Genomic DNA, 21075 nt, shown 5'->3' with positions numbered 1-21075 from the left:
CATGAATTTTTCATTGAAAGAAATTATTGATCTGGATTTTTTTCTGAGCCTGGATGAGGGGATGGAGGACCGGAAGGAAACCGCTGCCCGGGACAGGGAAATTTTCCGGGAAATTGAAGGTGCCGGGCCGGGCTCCGGCATCGATAATAAAATTGATATCAAAGACGACAGATCTTTGCTTCTGGCCTGGCTGAAACGTCGCCGGCAAATGGCTGACCGTGGCGATGGCCGGCTGCCCGGAAGCCTCTATCATTCCCTGTACCGGTGGACCCTCAGGATCATGGCGGTCCTGGGGCTTGCGGCGGGATTTATAACGGCCTATTCCTTTCTGGCCTACCACGGCAGCCGGCCTGTAAATGTCACCCTGTTCATTGCTTTTTTTATTCTGTTTCAGGCCCTGCTGGCCCTGGCCGCCGGTATCGTCATGGCCCGCCGGATCCGGCCCGGCGGCAGCAACGGCTCCCGTTATTCATTTTTCCACACCCTGATATTCGAAGCTTTTTTGGGCAGATTACGGAGCGTGATTGAAAAGGCGGGAGATCTGCCCGGGAGCGCTGTTTTTAAAGATGCGGGGGCTTCCGGCCTGGTGTCCCGGTTCCGGTCGGGAACCTATAAGGGGCTCCTGTTCTGGCCTGTATTTACGGCTTCTTCGCTGGCCGCCCTGGGGTTTTCCCTGGGATGCCTGGGAGGGACTCTGTTCCGGGTCATGGTTACGGACCTGGCCTTTGGGTGGCAGTCCACTTTGTTTACATCGGGGGAGCAGATCCATAAAATGGTTTCGGCCCTGGCCCTGCCCTGGTCCTGGATACTGCCCGACGGCGCGGCCCTGCCCACTCTGGCCCAGGTTCACGGCTCACGGATCATCCTCAAACAGGGGATGAGCGGTCTGGCCACAGAGCATCTGGCGGCATGGTGGCCATTTCTATGCATGGGCATCCTGGTTTACGGGGGCATTCCCCGGCTGGCATTGCTCGGCGGAGCCGTGGGGGCGGGCAAAAAAGCACTCAATGCATTTGATATGAACCGGCCCCGGTACCGGCGGCTGCTCATGCGCATGCGGTCTCCCCGAATGAATATGGAAATCAGAGAGACCGGCGGCACCCGGGCACACACCCGGCCGCCCCTGCCTGATCCGGCCCTGGCCCGGGGAGCGGCCATTGAAACTGCACCCGTTTTACCCCCCACGGACCCAGGGGGCGGCGGACCGCAGGAAGTTACTGAACCCCGGACAGCGGAACCGCAGGCGGCTGAACCTGAGATCCGGCAGAAGACACCGGCCCTTGTCCTTGCCTCGGCGAGGAGCTACCCGGACGGGGCCATGGATGATATTGCCGGCGCCCTGGACCGGCAGCTGGGCGTTGATATTGCCGGGATCGCCAGAATCGGGTTTGAGTTTGAAGGGGATGAGCCGGCCCTGAAGGCTGCGGCGCCGCCGGAAAACGGGGTGGTGATCCTTCTCCAGGAGGTCTGGCAGCCCCCCATCCGGGGCCTGCTTTATTATTTGACCCAGCTTCGGAAGGCGGTGTTTCCGGATCATGATATATGGATATTTCTCACCCGGACGCCGGGGGAGGGGGCAATGGCAGTGGCAGCCGGGGATATGGATTTCCAGGTCTGGCAGACCGCCGTGGCCCAGCTCAAGGATCCCGGCATCATTGTGGAAAGGTGGATGCCGTGACTGAGTTCTCCCTACCCGAATTTGCCGTGCTGGGCCATCCCAATGAGGGAAAGTCCTCGGTGGTCTCCACCCTCACCGAAGACGACCGCATCGGCATCAGCAGCGTGCCCGGAGAGACCACCGTCTCCCGGGCCTATACCGTAAAAATAGACGACCGGGAGATCATCCGGTTTGTGGATACCCCCGGCTTTCAGATGCCCCGGCAGACCCTGGCCTGGTTCAGGAAACACCCGGGGCCGGATCTCATCGACCGCTTCATTGCCGTCCATGCGTCGGATCCCTTTTTTGCCGATGAGTGCGAACTGCTGACCCCGGTGGCCGGGGGCGCGGGCATCATTTACGTGGTGGACGGCTCCCGGCCGGTGAGAGAAGACGATTTGGCGGAAATGGAAATCCTCAGGCTCACGGGCCGTCCCCGCATGGCCGTGATCAATTCCAAAACCGATGCCCGGGACTATACGGACCAGTGGAAAGAAGAGTTCCGCAGGCATTTTAACGTGATCCGGGTCTTCAATTCCAATCGGGCGGATTTTTATGAGCGGATCCGCATGCTGGAAAGCCTCAAGGCCATTGACCAGGAGTGGGAAAAGGGGTTGGAAAATGTGGTGGCTTCATTCAAGGCGGAGTGGGAGAAACGCCACCGCATGGCCTGCGCCCATATCACCCACGGCATTGAGCAGGCCCTGGCCTTTTCGGTATCCGGAAAAGTCAGCCGGAAGCTGGACCCGGTATCCCTGAAGGAGAAACTGGCCAAGGAGTACAGGGAAGAGATCCGGAAAATGGAAAAACAGATGTTTGAACGGATACGCACCCTTTACCGCCACCGCCATTTTGACTATAGCCTGCCTGACTATTCAGCCCTCCACCATGACCTTTTTTCCGAACGGACCTGGGAAATTCTGGGACTGACCCGGGGACAGCTGACCGCGGCCGGCGCCCTGGTTGGGGGCACTGTGGGGGCGGTATTGGATACGGCTGCCGCCGGCCTCACCTTCGGCGTGTTCACGGCCATCGGATCGGCCATCGGGGCGGGGTCCGCCCTGGCCGGTGCCCGGAAACTGGCCCAGAGGGGGCCCAAAGGGGTGGGCGGGGACCGCATCCGGGTGGGGCCCAATGAGAATATCCAGTTTTTATACATCCTCCTGGACAGAGCCGTACTCTATTACACCCAGATGGTCCGGCGTCCCCACGGTCGGCGGGACCTGCCCGATGCACCGCCGGAAAACGGACAGGCTGAAAAAGGGGGCAAGCAGGGAGTTTCCGCCACATTGAACCGGGATCAGCACAAGGTCTGTGCCCGTTTTTTTAAAGCCGCCCGGGGAAAAGCCATGATTCCGGACAAAAAAATCGGCCCGGAATTTGCCCTTCTGGTGGAGTCCCTGCTCAGGACAGAGGATTAATCCGCATCACCTTTCATGGTTACGCGCTTTCTGTGTTTGCCGAATAATTTGTAAATGATCACATAAAACAGCGGTGCAAAGAGGACTACCAGCAGGGTGGAGGTGACCACCCCCCCCAATACACCGATGCCGATGGCCCGCTGGGCCCCGGCCCCTGCGCCCGATGCCATGGCCAGGGGAAGCACCCCGAATCCAAAGGCCAGGGAGGTCATGATAATGGGCCGCAGCCGCAGCCGGGATCCTTCCAGGGTGGCCTCCACAAGCCCCATGCCCTCGTCCACCTTCGCCCGGGCGAACTGGACGATGAGGATGGCGTTTTTCGTGGTCAGCCCCAGGATGGTGAGCAGTCCGATCTGGAAATAAACATCATTGGGCATGCCCATCCAATAACAGGCCGCGACCCCGCCGATAACCCCCAGGGGCAGGGTGATGAGGATGGATACGGGGATGGGCCAGCTTTCGTACAGGGCCGCCAGGCAGAGGAAAATGACCAGAATGGAAAATGCGTAGAGCAGGGGCGCCTGGGAGCCGGACATCCGTTCCTGGAAGGAAAGCCCGCTCCAGTCAAAGCCCACCCCCCGGGGGAGTTTGCCCACGGCCTCTTCCATGGCGGCCATGGCTTCGCCCGAGCTTTTTTGCGGGGCGGCCTCTCCCCAGATGTTCATGGACGGGAAGCCGTTGAACCGTTCCAGCTTTGGAGAGCCCGAGGTCCAGTGGCCCGAGGCAAAAGAGGCAAAGGGCACCATTTTCCCGATATTGTTCCTTACATAAATTTTTTCAAGGTCCGAAGGCAGGCGCCTGAAACGGGCGTCGGACTGGACAAATACCCGTTTGACCCGCCCCGATTGGATGAAATCATTCACATAGGCCGAGCCAAAGGCCGCCGCCAGGGTGTTGTTGATGGAGGACACGGGTACACCGAGGGTGCCGGCCTTTTCCCAGTCCACGTCAATACGGTACTCGGGCACGTCCTCCAGGCCGTTGGGGCGCACCCGGGTGACCCTGGGGTCCTGGTGGGCCATGCCCAGCAGCTGGTTCCTGGCCTGCATGAGTTTTGTATGGCCCAGGCCGCCGCGGTCCAGGAGCTGGAAATCGAACCCGTTGGCCTGGCCCAGTTCCACCACCGCCGGCGGGGGAAAGGCAAAGACCATGGCATCCCTGAATGTGGAAAAGAAGCCCATGGCCCTGCCGGCCACCGGCTCCACCTTGAGGCCGGGATTCTGGCGCAGTTCCCAGTCCTTCAGTCTTACAAAGGCCAGGCCCACATTCTGGCCCCGGCCGGAAAATCCGAATCCGGAGATGGTGAGCACCGATTCCACGGCGTCTTTTTCATGGGTCAAAAAATGTTCTTTTACCCGGTCCAGCACGGTCCGGGTCTGTTCCAGGGTGGAGTTGGCCGGGAGCATGGCCTGGACATAGAGAATGCCCTGGTCTTCCGAGGGCAGATAGGCTGTGGGCAGCTGCTTGAACAGCCAGCCCATGGTGCCGGTAATGATGAGGAACAGGGCAATATACCGCAGCTTTTTGGACAGGACCCGTCCCACAAGCTTAATGTATATCCCCCTGATCCAGTTAAAGCTTTTGTTAAACCACCGGAAAAAGGGGCGCATGAAAAATATGGCATTGTCCTCGGGACGGTGGCCGGCCGGCATGGGCTTGAGCAGAGAGGCACAGAGCACGGGTGTCAGGATCAGGGCCACCAGGACCGAGAGTAGCATGGCCGCGATGATGGTCACGGAGAACTGCCGGTAGATGACACCGGTGGAGCCCGGGAAAAAGGCCATGGGGCCGAACACCGCCGACAGCACCAGGCCGATGCCGATGAGGGCGGAGGTGATCTCTTCCATGGATTTGGCTGTGGCGTCCCGGGGGGAGAGGCCCTCCTCCTCCATGATCCGTTCCACATTTTCCACCACGACAATGGCATCATCCACCAGCAGGCCGATGGCCAGCACCATGGCAAACATGGTGAGCATGTTGATGGAAAAGCCGAAGAGCCCCAGCACGGCAAAGGTGCCCAGGAGTACTACGGGCACGGCAATGGTGGGAATGAGGGTGGCCCGCAGGTTGCCCATGAACAGGTACATGACCAAAAAGACCAGGATCACCGCCTCAAGCAGGGTTTTAAATACCTCGGATATGGCCACCCGGACAAAGGGGGTGGTGTCGTAGGGATAGACCACCTTCACACCCTGGGGAAAAAAGTTGCTCATTTCTTCCAGTTTGGCCCGGACATTTTCGGCGGTTGCCAGGGCATTGGCCCCTGCGGCCTGGCGGATGGCCAGGGCGCCTGTGGGCATGCCGTTGTATTCGGCCTCCACATCGTACCGCTCCGTCCCCAGTTCCGTGCGTCCCACATCCCTGATGCGCACCCGGGAACCGTCGGGGTTGATGCGCAGGGGAATATCGGCAAATTCCTTCGGGGTTTTAAGCAGGTTCTGAACCACGATGGAGGCGTTGAGCCGCTGGCCTTCCACCGCAGGGGCCCCGCCGAACTGGCCGGCGGAGACTTCCACGTTATAGCTCTTCAGTGCGGCAATCACATCTGCAATGGTGAGGTTGTAATTGGTGAGCTTGTTGGGGTCCAGCCAGATGCGCATGGCATACTGGGTGCCGAAGGTGGTGACCTCTCCGACCCCGGGGACCCGGGCCAGCACCTTCTCCAGGGTGGACTGGGAATAATCCCTCAGATCGTTGCCGTCCATGGACCCGTCCTCGCAGATCAGGGAGACCACCATGAGATAGTTCCGGGTGGACTTGCTCACCTGGACCCCCTGGCGCTGAACCACCTCGGGCAGGCTGGACATGGCCAGCTGGAGCTTGTTCTGGACCTTTGCCCAGGCCAGGTCCGGGTCGGTGCCCGGGGCAAAGGTCAGTTCGATCCGGGCCGCTCCGGAGGAATCAGAGGTGGCCGAAAGGTAGAGCATGTCGTCAAAACCGGTCATCTTCTGTTCGATGATCTGGGTGACGCTGTTTTCCACTGTTTCAGCGGAAGCCCCCGGATAAAAGGCGTCAACGGCGATGGAGGGGGGCGCAATGGGGGGGTATTGGGAAATGGGGAGATTATAGATTCCCAATCCCCCGGCCACCATGAGGATAATGGCGATGACCCAGGCGAATACGGGCCGGTCCAGGAAAAATTTTGACAGCATTAGCGGTCTCCTTCCTTCTGGGAGGGCGGCGTCGTTTCAACGGCTTTAACCGTTGCCCCGGGCCGGACCTTCTGTATCCCCTCCACAATGAGCCGGTCCCCCTGCTTAAGGCCCGATGCCACCAGCCACTTGTCATGGATGGCCCGGTCCAGGGTGAGGCGCCTGGCGGTGACCTTGCTGTCCTTATCCACCAGGAAGGTCATGGGATCGCCCTTGGAATCCCGGGACACGGATTGCTGGGGAATGAGGATGGCCGCGGGGCTGGTCCCTTCCTTGATCACGGCCCGGACAAACATGCCCGGCAGAAGGATGTGGTCGGGGTTGGGGAACTCGGCCCTGAGGATGACGGAGCCGGTGGTGGGGTCCACGTTGATTTCCTGGAAAGCAAGGGTGCCCTCCATGGGGTATTGGGACCCGTCCTCGAGGATGAGCCGGACCCGGTTCTGGGTATGGCCGTTTCGGTTGAGCTGGCCCTTGTTCAGCCGTTGGCGGAGCCTGAGCAGTTCCGTGGTGGATTGGGGTACATCAACGAAGATGGGGTCCATCTGCTGGATGACGGCCAGGGCCATGGACTGGTAGGCTGTTACAATGGCCCCCTCGGTCACGGCGGACCGCCCGATGCGTCCGGAAATGGGGGCGGTGATGGTGGTATAGGAGAGGTTGATTTTGGCGGTTTCCACCATGGCGTGGGATTGCTCAATGGCGGCTTCCGCCGCTGCCACGGCATCCCGGCTGCTTTCCACCTGGGCCAGGGCGGCATTGAGGGCGGACTGGGCCGCCTTGGCTTCTGTCACGGCCTGGTCCCTCTGGATGGCGGAAATGAACTTCTTTTCAAACAGGGTTTCGTATCTTTCCCGGTTGGTTTGGGCCAGGTCCAGGTTGACCTGGAGCCGGTCTTTGTCGGCAATGCCGGCCTTGAGGGCCGCCCGGGCACGGTCCGCAGATCTTTTTGCGGCCTTGAGGTTGGCCCGGGCATTGTCCAGAGCCGCCTTAAATGATGAGGGGTCGATCTGGTAGAGGACATCCCCGGCCGTAACATTGGACCCTTCTTTGAAAAGCCGGCTCTGGACGAGGCCCGACACCTGGGGCCGGATTTGGGCCGTGCGGCAGGCCGATGTCCGGCCCGGCAGTTCCGTGGTCAGCATGAGCTCCCGGGGGTGCACCGTTTCAACGGAGACTTCGAGCGCCTTGGGCGGCGGCGGGGCTGCTTCAGGGTTTCCCCTGCACCCGGCCATGGAAAAAAGACCGGAAATAAGAATTAAACTGGATAAACTCCGAATAATGATGCTGTTTACATGGCCCATGATTGCGTCCTCTATTTAATTAAAACGCTTGTTTTAAACGAATGTTTAAGATACCATATTCCCTGAACTGAAAATTGTCAATCCAATAAAATGTTTGGTCGGATAAGAGGAGTTGCTGAGATGGCAAAACGGGAGGATGGAAAGGAGACCCGCCTGCGGGTGCTGAAATCGGCCTGCGATATGTTCTCCGCCAGGGGGTTCCGCAAGGCAACCGTGGCGGATATCTGCCTCAAGGCCGGGGCAAACCGGGCATCGATCAACTATTATTTCGGGGATAAAGCCGGCCTTTACATGGAATGCTGGAAGTATGCCGTGGACCTGTTCGGCGAGGATCTCTTCGACTCTGCGGCGGAGCGTTCGCCCGAAGAAGAGCTCCGCCACTATATCCATACCCTGATCAAGAACCTCATGGATCCCGGAGAAAAAGGCCATTTCAGCCGGCTTTACATGGCCGAACTGGTGAACCCCACCGGCCTGATCCAGGACGCCTGGTATGAGACCATCGAACCCCGGCGCCGGGCCCTCCACGAGATTATCACCCGGATCATGGGGGGACGGCCCGACGAGGAGACCCTTATTTTCTGCGAAATGGGGATTGCCAGCCAGTGCCGGATCCTGTTGAGCATCTCCCCCAACGATATGGAGTATTTCCTGGGCCAGACCCCGGACCCGGCCATGATCAAGCGTCTGGTTGACCATGTCACCAGGTTTTCACTGGCCGGCATCAGGGCGGTGGGACCTTAATCTTTTCTTATGCCCCGGCTGCTGTCATCATATTTGCAGACGTCCACCCATTCTTTGCAGTTTGAGTGTTTTTCAAGTTCTTCTATTGTCAACCGGATTGAAGAATAGGGGTCTCCGGCTGCCGGAATGACTTCCAAATGCTTTTTCAGTGATACATCCAGGTAAACATCCACGGGGGCCTTTAATCCGAAAGGGCAGACGCCCCCGATGGGATGTCCGGTATGCAACAGGGCTTCATCCCTAGTGAGCATTTTTGCCTTTTTGGAAAAAAATTTTTTATACTTTTTATTATCAATCTTCGCTTGGCCGGCGACCACAATTAGGATGGGAAGGTCATCAATCTTAAAGGACAGGGTTTTTCCGATTTGGTCAGGATCAACGCCGTGGGCCCGGGCCGCTTCTTCGACGGTTGCCGTGGATCGTTTTAAAACCATCACACGGTGGGCCATATCGTATTTTGAAAAGTAATCAAGAACGGTTTCTAAAGACATTTATACACCCTTTGTTTATTCATCCGATGCATGCCAAGGGGCGGCTCATCATCATGATGTCCATTTTCAGTCATTCTGCACCGGATCTCCTGGTTGTCGGGTCTGCCAAGGCCGGAATACCCAATTCGGGACGCTGATGGGATATGAATGGTTTTCCACCTTGACCATTGACTGCTCTCCCCACCCCATCAACAGGACTGGAGATTAGTCTGATTCCCACCGGGATTGCAAGCCCATTTTCAGGGGGCAGAGCCGTTCGGGAGATCCAGGTTAACAATAAGCAAGGGGGCCAAAAACCCAAAAAGGCTGCCAGGTCATCCCGGCAGCCGCTTTCGGAAAAGGAAAAAAAGATGAAAAAATTTATCTTGATAAGTAACATAGCAGTTTTTGTGCCATAAAAAATGAAAATTTGATAACTACTTGTTTTTATAGCAATGAGGGCTATATGTTGACTCTTTTGTCCCCATTTATCTTTTCCCTGAAGTTCATGATTTTGAACCCGTATACCCCCGAATTATCTAACTTGCTAATTTGAAACGGAATTTAAGGTTCATGTCCGTAAACCCCTTTTCGGCCATTTGAAAATCATCACCAGTGTTATTCGGTCAATATTATGGTTTCGTTTTTATTGATTTGTCCGCAGTTGCCTGATATAGCTTTTCAGGTCTTCTAACTGCTAAGGATGGTTGATGATATGACTCTGTTCCCCATTGCCGTGATCCTGATGTCTATTGCCGGCGGACTGGTCCTGGTTTCTTTTGTCCGTTATTTTTCCATCAAACAAAAATATATCCTTTCGCTTGGCGATTCCCGGGAGGAAATGGATCTGCCGGTGGCGGACTTTGCCGGATTCGTCCGGCGGCTCTCGGGGATGATCAGGATACCCACAATTTCCTGGACCGACAGAAGGCGTCGGGACCTCTCCCAATTCAAGCGGTTCCGGGAGGAATTGGAAACCATGTATCCCCTGGTCCATAAGCAGATGGACCGGGAGGTTATCGGGGATTTCGGCCTGGTTTTTCACTGGAAGGGAAAAAATTCTGGAAAAAAGCCGGTGCTGTTCCTGGCCCATTACGATGTGGTGCCGGCCCAGGAGGAGGGAAATGAAAAATGGACCCACCCACCCTTCAGCGGACTGGTGGAAGATGGGATACTCTGGGGACGGGGCGCCCTGGATATCAAGTGCCAGCTGGCATTCCAGATGGAGGCGGCCGAAACCCTTCTGGCAGAGGGCCGGGTGCCGGATCGGGATATCTGGTTCGCATTCGGCGGGGACGAGGAAATTTCAGGCATGGAGGGGGCCGGAAAGATTGCGGCCCTGTTCAGGGAGCGGAATCTGGCCTTTGATTTTGTTCTGGATGAGGGGGGGATTATTGCCAGGGACCAGCTGGCTTTTTTAAAGGGAACCCCCGCAGCCCTCATCGGCCAGGCGGAAAAGGGGTTTGTCACCTTTAAGGTTACCGCCCCCGGGGAGAGCGGTCATTCTTCCATGCCTCCCCTGGAAGGGACGGCAGTGGGGCGCCTTGCCCGGGGCATTGTACGGCTTGAAAAGCGGCCCTTCCCCAAACGCCTGGACCCGGTGCTGGCCAATATGCTGGAGCGCTTCGTTCCCCATGTTCCCATGGGCCTGGGCCTGGTCTTCGCCAATCTCTGGCTGACACGCCCCCTTATTCTCCATATTTTTTCTAAAAACCGAACCACGGACAGCCTGGTCTGCACCACCCGGGCCGCCACTGTCTGCCGGGCCGGGGAGCAGGAGAATGTCCTGCCCGGGGAAGCCGCCTGTCTGGTCAACCACAGGATTCTGCCCGGGGATTCCATTGCCCGGGTCCGGGAATACCACCGCCGGACCCTGAAAGATGATGGGCTTGAGGTTGCCCAGGCCGGGGACTGGATGGCCAATGAACCCCTGGCCGCCGCCCAGGCCGGGGGAAGGGCCTTTGAATTGATTGAAACTATCCTGGCCCACACCCATCCCGATGCCGTTGCCGTCCCCTTTCTTGTCAACGGCTCCACCGATTCAAAACATTACCGGGGCCTGACGGAGAATATCCTCAGGTTTACCCCTTTGGTGCTCACCCCGGAAGATGTGTCCACCATCCACGGCGTCAATGAGAGGGTCTCCCTTGAGAATCTGGAAAAGGGACTGGCCTTTTATATCCGTCTTTTCTGCCACCTTTAACCCAGAGGAGAAAATATGACAGAGATCACCGCAAGCCAGGAAATGGAAACTCCTGCCCCCCGTGAGGATTCGAATGACGATTCCATGCTCAAAATAGGGGTCAAACCCTTTCTAACGGCATTGGGGATCCTCCTGCTCCTCATTATATTTTCAGGGGGGCTGACCCAGTGGATTCCGGCCGGGGCCTATGAGCGGGTGGCGGCTTCGGGCCGCATGGCCGTGGTGCCCGGTTCATTCCACTATCTGGAAGATGTTTCCTTTCCCTTCTGGCGCTGGTTCACGGCCCCTGTGGAGGTGATCTGGGGGGACAATTGGCTGATGATCCTGGTCCTCTCCCTGTTTATGATTTTTCTGGGGGGCTCCTTCACCGTTCTGGAACAGGGCGGGGTGCTACGGGAACTGCTGGCCTGGACCGTGGCCCGGTTCCGGCACAACAAATACCGGCTCATGGGGGTGCTCATTTTCGTCATGATGTTCCTTGCCGCCTTTGTGGGGGTGTACGAGGCCCTGGTGCCCCTGATCGTGATCATTGTGCCCATGTCCCTGGCCCTGGGCTGGGACTCCCTCACGGGCCTCGGCATGAGTATGCTGGCCCTGACCTTCGGGTTTTCCGCAGCCGTGACCAATCCCTTTACCATTGCCGTTGCCCAGGAACTCTCCGACCTGCCCCTCTTTTCCGGGGCCTGGTTCCGGATCCTCTTTTTTATTGCCGCCTTTATTCTCTGCTACTTTTTTGTCAGCCGGTATGCCCGCAAAATAGAAAAAGAGCCGGCCCTTTCCCCGGTGTTTGAGGCAGATGCCAGGATACGGGGGCGGTTCAGCGTGGAAAAGGTGGTGGGAGACGGGACGGGGGATGACCCCAGAAAGGTCCGGGCGGCGCTCTGGTTCGGGGCCTGCATGGCCATTGCCATTGTCTTCATGGTCCTGGCCGGACTGGTCCCGGCCCTGCCGTCGGATGCGGCCTTTCCGGCGGTGGCCCTGCTTTTTCTCATCGGCGGCGCCGGTGCCGGCCGGATCATCGGTTATTCCTGGAGAGAGCTGCTCAAGGTGCTGGGCAAAGGCGCCATGAACATGCTGCCCGGTATCCTGCTGATCCTCATGGCCATGAGCGTCCCCCACATCATGACCCGGGGGCATGTCATGGATACCATCCTTTTTTACGCCTCCAATGCCATTGAAGGGACAAATCCTTACCAGGCCGGTTTTTATATTTACCTGCTCACCCTGGCCCTGAATTTTTTTATTTCCTCGGCCTCGGCCAAGGCCTTTCTGGTCATGCCCATTATTGCCCCCCTGGCCGATCTGGTGGGGCTGACCCGTCAGACGGCGGTATTTGCATTTGACATGGGGGACGGGTTTTCCAACATGGTCTTCCCCACCAATGCCCTGCTCCTCATCGGCCTGAGCTTCACCGTGGTCTCCTATCCCAAGTGGATCCGGTGGACCTGGAAGATGCAGGCCGGCATTGCCGCCCTGTCCATGGCCTTTCTCATGGCTGCCGTGGCCATCGGGTTCGGGCCTTTCTGATGAAATGGCATTCGGCGAATGCCGGATTCCCCGGCCGCATAGAACGAAGGGTTATCATCCAGGCTGCTGGTCAGGGCCTTTTTCCCATATGAAAGGCCCGGTCGCGGGCTGAAGTGGTGCATATCTTATTGAACACCAAAGTGGATGTTTCATCCACTTTATAGTTGAGGGGCTTTTGGCTCCGGGCCCATAGGGTGCCCAGCTTTACGCCGTTGATCCAGACCATACGGTACATGCTGTTCTTTTCCCGGTGATAACCGTCTTCTGTTTTAATGTCCAAATTTGAAACATGGTAAAACCGGGTTTCGATAGTGCTTTTCCCTTTTTTGGTTTTATGGAGGCGGACGGTGCCGGTCCGGTCATAATAAACGGCATCGGATAGAATGTGTCGTTTTTTAAAACCGGTTTTGGGGGGATCGGATGTACGGTTCCCGGTTGCGGATAGGCTGAAACTCTTTTTAATTGCATCCAACGGAGAGGTGAACCCCAGTCTGCTTTTATATTTAATGGACTTGATGGGGACACCCTGTTGATCGTAATGATCCTCAACCGTCTGGCCGTTTTCTTTTTTCCTGTTAATATGGTGGGTCTCCCTGTGGTGATGCCACGGTTCCCATACCTTCCACATTTTTGAAATATGCTGAGTCAACAGACCGTTTTTATCGTATCTTTTTTCGGATAAAAGGCTGCCGTTTTCATATTTGCGTTGGTTCTTGATCCGGCCGTTGTCATAGAAATATTGAACGGTTCCATTCTTCCGGTCGTCTGTGTCCCATTCAGAGCGCCGGATGACAATCCCATCCTTATACGCTTCTTTCACTATACTGTTGTCATGGTCTGACCGGCCTGAATCCAGAGGGGCGGCATTTAAATTCTGTAATGGCAGCAGGAGGAGGAAGGCCGATGCGGCAAGGTGTTTAATTCTTCGATAATGGTTGTGATCTGGCAATGTTTTGTTCATTTTTCCGGCTGGTATTTTTTAATTTGGCGGACAAAAATACCGGTTTCGGGATGGGATTGCAAATGATTTTAGCATTTGAACCTCATGGGTCAACGCCAGATGATTCTGGGCGGCCGGCGTAAAGGCAGACGGTGGTAATTGAATTTGGGGTAGCCCACCATAACGGCCCCGAAGCTTGTGTGTCCCTCAGGCAGCGCCAGGGCCTCCATCATGGGCGGAAAGGCGTTGGCCGCCCTGTTGAAGTAGCCTGCCCAGCAGGATCCGAGTCCCATGCCGGTGGCGGCCAGTTCAAGATAGGCCAGGGCAAGGTTGCAGGAAGTGGGGGCCCTGTGATTATCCTTTTCCGCGTGGGTGACGATGAGCGCCGGCGCATCCCGGAAAATGATATCGATCCCGTTTTCCCACCGCTGTATGGCTCTTCCCAGGTGCATGGACGATGCGAGGTCCGGCTGGTTGGCGATCACCCAGCGCATCCAGTCGACAGCAATCCCGGCCAGTTTGCGCAGCCCATCCCTGTTCTCCAGAACCAACCATTCCGCATCCTGGGAATTTCGACCGGAGGGCGCATACCGGGCCATCTCGATTAATCTCTGGAGGTCATTCCTGGGAACGGCCTTGTTTTTGTATACCCGTATGGAACGGCGGCTTCTTAAAAAATGCTCGCAATGGCCGGCCGACAGATGGAGGTCCTTTTGTACGGGCGGGCAGTGTTCCACCGGTATCTCCCGGTGGGTCAGGCTGGCAGTGGGGCAGACGGCCACGCAATGGCCGCATTTTATGCACGCCTTCTCTGCCCCGGCAATGGGGACGGGTAACCGGCCTTTCCGGAAATCTATGATTTTGGCAGGGCAGACAGCCGCGCATATGCCGTCTTTGTTGCAGGTCTGCTGGTCGATTTCAAATAAGTTCATTTTCAGCGTCTCGATTAAGTTCGTTGATGTATCGGCAAACATAACACAGGCCCTCCCAGGGCAACAGGTTTTTCCCAAGGAGGGCCCCTTTCGTCCCTGACTATTGCGGTGACTGCCGCTGAATATTTACTGCGCCTTGCATATCCAGTGGGCGTGCCGGCGGAGTTGGCCCCCCCTATGGCCCCTGGGTAACAATCTGTTGACGTAACCGGTGCGCTTGACGTATCATTCTCCGTAATGTCCCTGGGTGGTTGGTGCGCCATATAAATTCCACAACAGGCCGCTCCAATATCCCCCCCGACGATACCCCTTAGGGCAGAGTTTTTTTATAAGCCATTTTTGTAAAAACAGGATGTTGCAATGACGAAACAGGTCTCCACAACGGAGAATAATCCTTCGGATTTCGCACGGTATCTTTCCGCTGCCAGGGTGGTTATCGTTGCCATTGATGACAAGGGGCTTATTTCATATATCAATCCATACGGGTTGGATATCCTGGGATACAGTGAAGAAGAATTAATGGGCAAAAACTGGTTTGAGACCTGCCTGCCCAAGGCCGACATCGAGGATGGCCTTAAGGGGTATCACCAATTGATGGCAGGCACCATTGCCCCGGCGGAATATTATGAAAGCCGGGTGATCACCAAGTCGGGGGAGGAACGCGCCATTGAATGGCGGAATGCCATTTTGAGGGATTCCAATGGCCGAATTACAGGCTCATTGAGTTCAGGTAGCGATATCCCCCCGCTTAAGAAATCCCAGGCCCGGCTGGGACAGGTCCGGGATATCAGCAAGTATAAAAGATCCGAAAAAATTCTGGCCCAGAGTGAAAGCCGTTTTCGCGATATTTCCATGAGCATGGCCGACTGGATCTGGGAGATGGACCACCTGGGACGGTATACCTTTACGGCCGGGAATCTGAAACAGGTGCTTGGATACGATGATGAAGAGGTGCTGGGGAAAACCCCCTTTGATTTCATGCCCGCAGATAGGGTCCGGGACGTTCGAGATGCCTTTGCCCGGATCATGGACAAAAAAGCCCCCATCGTCGATTTGAAAAACTGGAACCTGAGAAAGGACGGCACCCGGGTCTGCCTGCTGACCAACGGGGTGCCGGTTCTTGATGCCTCGGGCAATCTGCTGGGCTACCGCGGCGTGGATAAGGACATTACCCGGACCCTTGAAATAGAAGATAAGCTTAAAAAGGCCCTTGAGACCACAGAAAAAATAATTGAAAACATCCCCATCGGTATGATGATCGTGGATGATAAAAAAGTCATCCGCCGGGTCAACAAGGCGGCCTTGGCCATGACCGGTTTTGGTGAAAAATCAGACCTGGTGGGCCATATCTGTCATGACAGCATCTGTCCGGCCCAGAGGGGGAAATGCCCCATCACCGATCTGCGGCAGAAGGTGGACCAGTCTGAAAAGGAGGTGATCCGCCGGGATGGAGAAAAAATCCCGGTATACAAAACCGCCCTATCCATTGAACTCGAGGATGAAAAGGTGATTATCGAGGCCTTCATGGATATCAGCCGGCTGAAAGCGGCCGAGGCAGCCCTGCACGAAAGTGAAGACAGCCGGCACACCGTCATGGAAACCATTGTGGATCCCCTGGTGGTTTACGATGTCAACGGGCGGGTAACCTACCTCAACCCCGGCTTCACAAGGGTTTTTGGCTGGACACTGGCGGAATTGAAAGGGCAGAAGATTGATTTTGTTCCTCCCGAGGACCGCCCCGACACCATAGAGGCAGTCAAACGGGTATTGAACGGAGAAAAGGTGTCCGGGTTTGAAACCCGGCGATATACCAAGGATCATACCATCATCGATGTGCGTATCGGTGCCGGCCTTCTTTTGAGTGCCAAGGGACGGCCCATGGGCATGGTGACCAACTTCCAGGATATCACAAGGGAAAAAAAGTCCCGGCATGAGTTGAACATGATCAACCGGGAACTTGAAAAAGCCATTGCCACGGCCAACCAGATGGCCCTGCAGGCAGAAATTGCCAATATGGCCAAAAGCGAATTCCTTGCCAATATGAGCCATGAGATCAGAACCCCGCTCAACGGTGTCATCGGGATGACAGGACTGCTGCTCGACACCGGACTGACCCGGGAACAGCGGCATTACGCCGGCAACATCCAAAGCTGCGGCGAATCCCTGCTGAGCATTATTAGCGATGTCCTTGATTTTTCGAAAATTGAGGCCGGCATGCTGGAAATCGAGACCATCGATTTTGATTTAAGGGTATTGCTGGACGATGTGGGGACCATGATGTCCCATCGCGTCCAGGAAAAAGATCTGGAATTTATCTGCGCGGCGGCCCCTGAAGTGCCGGCCCTATTACAGGGAGACCCGGCCCGTCTTCGCCAGATCCTGGTGAATCTGGTGGGCAATGCCGTAAAATTCACCCAGAAGGGGGAAATCAGTGTGTTGGCCCATCTGGAAAAAGAGACGGAAACCCAGGTGGAGTTATTGTTTTCTGTAAAAGATACCGGGATTGGCATTTCCCCGGAAAAACACCTGATGTTGTTCGACAGCTTTACCCAGGCAGACAGTTCCACTACGAGGGAATTCGGCGGGACAGGGCTTGGGTTGAGTATTTCAAAAAAGCTGTGCGAGATGATGGGGGGTAAAATCGGTGTAAAGAGCCAGGAAGGTGACGGGGCGGAATTCTGGTTCACCGTCTGTTTCAAAAAGCAGGATGAGGCCTTTTCCGGTTTAAAACGGCGGACCTTGGCCGACCTGAAGGGAACCCATATCCTGATCGTGGATGACAATAAAACCAACCGGGAAATTCTTCAGGGCCAGCTGGCTTCATGGGGGTGCCGGGTCTCGGAAGCGGCGGGCGGTCCCGAGGCACTGCACCTTCTCCATGGGGCGTTGGCGGATGGGGACCCCTTTAAAATAGCCATCCTGGATATGCAGATGCCGGTGATGGACGGCCTTTCTTTGGGTAAGATTATCAAGTCGGATGATAAAACGAAGTCTCTGCAGTTGATCATGATGACCTCCATGGGCCAGGCCGGCGATGCCAAACGGTTTGAAGCGGTCGGCTTCTCGGCCTATCTGATAAAACCTGTGGGCTTCTCGGAGCTGTATAGCTGCCTGTCTGCTATCTTGGCCGGCCCGTTTAATACCGGAAAAAAACAGTCCATCGTGACCCGCCATACTGTACCGTCGCTTTACCGCAAAAATACCCGGATATTGATCGCAGAGGATAATGAGGTGAATCGCCAGGTGGCCATCGGTATTCTTAAAAAGCTGGATCTTACCAATGTGGATACGGCGGTAAATGGGGTCAAAGCGGTGGAAGCCTTTAAGGCGGGCCGATATGACCTTGTCCTCATGGATGTGCAGATGCCCGAAATGGACGGGCTGTCCGCCACCCGTGCCATCCGGGAGTTCGAAGAAACGGATCAACGGCGCAGAACCCCGGTGATTGCCATGACCGCCCATGCCATGAAAAAGGATAAGGACAGATGCCTCTTGGCCGGTATGGATGATTACATCAGCAAACCGGTAACTGCGGATGTCATGGTAACCGCCTTTGAACGGTGGCTCCCTGAAACGGGTGACATCGTCTCCAAGGGCCAACCGGATGTGGAAGAAAAAAACGGTGAAAAACCGGAGCATTGCGATTTGCCCGTGTTTTGCATGGACGAATTGTCCGATCGCCTGATGGGGGATCCGGACCTGGTAAAAACAGTGATTGACAGTTTTTTGGCCGATATGCCCCGGCAGATAAGCCGGCTTGAAGAACTGATCCAACAGCAGGCGGTTGAGGAGGCCGGCAATCAGGGCCATCAGATCAAAGGCGCTGCCGGAAACCTCAGCGCCATGGCCCTCAGCGATATTGGCGCCCGCATCGAAGAAGCGGGGAAAAAGGGGGACCTGGACCGGATTCAATCTATCCTGCCCATGCTGGACCGGGCATTTTCCATATTAAAAAAAGAACTGGAGCATTTATTTATATGAAAATATTAATTGCCGAAGATGATATGACGACCCTCCTGATTCTTGAAGGCTGCTTTAAAAAATGGGGATTTGACACCCTGAGCGCAAGGGACGGCAACGCCGCGTTGAGTATTCTGGAAAAAGAGGATTCGCCTAAAATCGCACTTTTGGACTGGATGATGCCCGGAATGGACGGGATAGAGGTCTGCCGCAGGATTAAACAAAGAACGGTGCAGCATGTCCAGGCGTATATCATCATGGTGACCGCCCGCAACAGTAAGGACGATATTGTCAAAGGCTTTGACGCCGGTGCCGACGATTACATCACCAAGCCCTTTGATCAAAATGAACTCCAGGCCCGTATCTTTGTCGCCAAACGGCTGGTGAATACACAAATGCTGCTGGCACAGAAGGTGGCGGAACTCAAGGAGGCGCTTTTGCATGTGAAAACCCTCCAGGGCATTATCCCCATCTGCATGTACTGCCACAAGATTCGAAATGACGCCGATGCCTGGGATCGCCTGGAAACCTATATGACAAAATATTCCAATGCGGAATTCAGCCACGGCATATGCCCCGATTGTGCCCGGGAACGATTTCCGGAATTGGACATTGGCGATGTGGATTGAGCCCGGTTGCCTGTTGTAATAATGCCGGCCTCTGCCCTTGTCCCGGCGAAGATTCCCCTGCCAACGCCGGCCTGCCTGTATTGTTGAGGCCCTTCGCGGGTGCCGTCCTGAGAAAAAACTTGTAACTCCCTACCAAGTCTGGTTATAACTTTTGGGTCAGGTCAATTCAACCATTGCTGAAAAGGGGAGTCCGCTTATGCTGTCTGAGCTCTTCAGTCCCATCCGGGTCGGAAATATGGATGTCAAAAACCGTCTGCTCATGTCTGCCATGAGTATTAATTTTGGTGTGGATGACCAATGCCATGTCACGGATCAGCTCATTGAGTATTTTGTGGCAAGGGCCAGGGGGGGCATCGGCATGATGCTGGTGGGGGGCGGCTCGGTCCACCCCGGCGGCCAGGAGCTTCCCGATCTGCCCCAGATGTATGATGATTCCTGTATTCCCTCCCTCAGGGGAATGGTGGATCGGGTGAAAAAATACGATGTGAAATTCGGTGTCCAGCTCATGCACGGCGGCCGCCAGTCCTACCTGCCGGAAAAGGTGGCGCCCTCGGCCATCCCGGCCCCGGCCGTGGTCAAGGGGGAGGTGAGGGCCCTTGAAAAAGAGGAAATCAAGGAATTGGTGGACTGTTTTGCCCAGTCGGCCCGGCGGTGCCGGGAGGCAGGGTTCGACTTTATTGAAATCCACGGGGCCCACGGCTATCTCATCAACCAGTTTCTGGCCCCCAATTCCAATATCCGCACCGACGAATACGGGGGAAGCTTTGAAAACCGGACCCGGTTCCTGTTTGAGATTATGGCGGCCATTAGAAAAACGGCCGGGGAAGACTATCCCGTGGGCATCCGGATCAACGGCAACGATTATATCGAAAACGGCTGGGAGCTGAAGGACACCCTGCGCATCGCGCCGCTGCTCCAGGCGGCGGGCGCTGCATATCTGCATATTTCCGGCGGGGTCTACGGGTCCACCGAGCTGACCATTCCGTCCATGTATACCCCCCACGGCTGTTTCGTCCACCTGGCCGAGGCGGTGAAAAAGGTGGTGGATATCCCGGTGATTACCGTGGGAAGGATCAAGGATCCGGTCATGGCCGATGCCATTGTCAAGGAGGGCCGTGCCGATATGGTGGCACTGGGCCGGTCTGTTATTGCCGACCCCGAATATCCCAATAAGGCGGAATCCGGCCGGATTTCCAATATCCGGCCCTGTGTGGGCTGCTGCCTGGGTTGCATCCATGCGGTGCTGGCAAAGGAGCCCGGCTCCTGCGTGGTCAACCCCGATGTGGGGCGGGAGTACAAGTTGGCCGGGGAAGAGGCCCCTAAAGAAAAATTAAAAATCCTGGTAGCCGGGGCCGGCCCCTCGGGGCTGGCGGCCGCCCGGATGTTCGCCATGCGGGGCCATGAGGTCATGGTCTGTGAAAAGGGGGAAGGTCAGGGCGGGCTGCTGGCCCTGGCCGCCAACGCCCCGGGCCGGGGGGAACTGGGGGATATCTTAAGGTTTTTCCGGGAGGAACTGGTCCGTCTGAGTGTGGATATCCAGTATAACACCCCCCTGTCCAAATCGGTGCTGGACGAGTTCGGGCCGGACCATGTGATCCTGGCCACAGGGTCCATGCCGGATATGCCCGTGATCAAGGGCCTGTTCAAAAGCAGGATGGAACTGCTCACCAATGTGGATGTGTTCAGCGGGGAAGAAATAGACGGAAAAAGGGTCATTGTACTGGGCGGGGGCATGACCGGGCTCATCACCGCCGACACCCTGGCTGAACAGGGGCATGAGGTGGTGGTGCTCAACCGCAAAAAGAGTTTTGCCGAGGAAATGTCATCCAATGACCGGTACTATCTGCGGGAGCGCTTGAAAAAAGGAAAGGTTCTGCTTTATAAAAATGTGGCTGTACAGGCATTCACCGATGACGGGGCCGAATTCACGGCCAATGGGGAGGCCGTTCGCCTGACCGGATTTGACGCCGTTGTCATATCTGAAAAACACCAACCGGTGCGGGAGGCCAAAGCGCTTGAAAAACAGACCAAAGCCGCCTTCCACATCATCGGGGATGCCAAACTCCCCCGCCACCTCATGTTCTGCATAGCAGAGGCGGAAGAGGCCGGACGGGAGGCCTGAAACCAGTAAAATGA

At 56.3% G+C, this 21075-nt stretch carries 12 protein-coding genes and 1 pseudogene; 8 read left to right on the top strand and 5 right to left on the bottom strand.

Translation table 11 applies throughout. The features are described from left to right. The first annotated feature begins 1 nt into the window (after window position 1). A complete protein-coding gene (locus HUN04_12015) occupies window positions 2-1678 on the top strand; it encodes a DUF2868 domain-containing protein (protein ID WDP90382.1) in 1677 nt (558 codons plus the stop codon). Continuing rightward, window positions 1675-3136: pseudogene (locus HUN04_12010) on the top strand (GTPase and DUF3482 domain-containing protein). The gene HUN04_12015 and the pseudogene HUN04_12010 overlap by 4 nt, the downstream one beginning before the upstream one ends. Here the strand turns inward: HUN04_12010 and HUN04_12005 are convergent. Next, window positions 3075-6227, bottom strand: a complete 3153-nt coding sequence (locus HUN04_12005; protein WDP93266.1) for an efflux RND transporter permease subunit — start codon at window positions 6225-6227, stop codon at window positions 3075-3077. The pseudogene HUN04_12010 and the gene HUN04_12005 overlap by 62 nt on opposite strands. A gap of 2 nt (window positions 6228-6229) precedes the next feature. Further along, window positions 6230-7534: an efflux RND transporter periplasmic adaptor subunit gene (locus HUN04_12000; GenBank protein WDP90381.1), complete on the bottom strand. Its 1305-nt coding sequence runs from the start codon at window positions 7532-7534 to the stop codon at window positions 6230-6232. A gap of 120 nt (window positions 7535-7654) precedes the next feature. On the opposite strand from HUN04_12000, the gene HUN04_11995 reads away from it, so the two are divergent. After that, window positions 7655-8278: a CerR family C-terminal domain-containing protein gene (locus tag HUN04_11995; GenBank protein WDP90380.1), complete on the top strand. Its 624-nt coding sequence runs from the start codon at window positions 7655-7657 to the stop codon at window positions 8276-8278. Here HUN04_11995 and HUN04_11990 read toward each other — a convergent pair. Continuing rightward, complete coding sequence (locus HUN04_11990) at window positions 8275-8769, bottom strand: YbaK/EbsC family protein (GenBank protein ID WDP90379.1); 495 nt, start codon at window positions 8767-8769, stop codon at window positions 8275-8277. The genes HUN04_11995 and HUN04_11990 overlap by 4 nt on opposite strands. 694 nt (window positions 8770-9463) lie before the next feature. Between HUN04_11990 and HUN04_11985 the strand changes: the two genes are divergently transcribed. Continuing rightward, window positions 9464-10951: a M20/M25/M40 family metallo-hydrolase gene (locus tag HUN04_11985; protein WDP90378.1), complete on the top strand. Its 1488-nt coding sequence runs from the start codon at window positions 9464-9466 to the stop codon at window positions 10949-10951. A gap of 15 nt (window positions 10952-10966) precedes the next feature. Further along, entirely contained in the window at window positions 10967-12478 is a 1512-nt protein-coding gene (locus HUN04_11980) for a YfcC family protein (protein ID WDP90377.1), read from the top strand. 70 nt (window positions 12479-12548) lie between these two features. Here the strand turns inward: HUN04_11980 and HUN04_11975 are convergent, their stop codons facing one another. Continuing rightward, on the bottom strand, window positions 12549-13439 hold the full coding sequence (locus HUN04_11975) for a hypothetical protein (protein WDP90376.1): 891 nt from the start codon (window positions 13437-13439) through the stop codon (window positions 12549-12551). 89 nt (window positions 13440-13528) lie between these two features. Next, entirely contained in the window at window positions 13529-14350 is an 822-nt protein-coding gene (locus tag HUN04_11970; protein ID WDP90375.1) for a nitroreductase family protein, read from the bottom strand. Window positions 14351-14710: 360 nt separating this feature from the next. On the opposite strand from HUN04_11970, the gene HUN04_11965 reads away from it, so the two are divergent. The 3 genes from HUN04_11965 to HUN04_11955 all read left to right on the top strand — a co-directional run bounded on the left by HUN04_11965 (window position 14711) and on the right by HUN04_11955 (window position 21061). Beyond that, window positions 14711-18331 carry a PAS domain S-box protein gene (locus HUN04_11965; protein ID WDP90374.1) on the top strand — a complete coding sequence of 1207 codons (3621 nt, stop codon included), beginning with the start codon at window positions 14711-14713 and terminating at the stop codon, window positions 18329-18331. Continuing rightward, the gene (locus HUN04_11960; GenBank protein ID WDP90373.1) at window positions 18328-18939 is read left to right on the top strand and encodes a response regulator transcription factor; all 612 of its coding nucleotides are present in this window, start codon (window positions 18328-18330) and stop codon (window positions 18937-18939) included. Before HUN04_11965 ends, HUN04_11960 begins: the two co-directional genes overlap by 4 nt. A gap of 196 nt (window positions 18940-19135) precedes the next feature. After that, window positions 19136-21061: an FAD-dependent oxidoreductase gene (locus tag HUN04_11955; GenBank protein ID WDP90372.1), complete on the top strand. Its 1926-nt coding sequence runs from the start codon at window positions 19136-19138 to the stop codon at window positions 21059-21061. Window positions 21062-21075 lie beyond the last annotated feature (14 nt).

This window comes from Desulfobacter sp. (assembly GCA_028768525.1).
In the GTDB taxonomy this organism is placed as follows: domain Bacteria; phylum Desulfobacterota; class Desulfobacteria; order Desulfobacterales; family Desulfobacteraceae; genus Desulfobacter.
The sequence above is the reverse complement of the archived record's forward strand: the minus strand, read 5'-3'. Positions and strand labels throughout refer to the sequence as shown.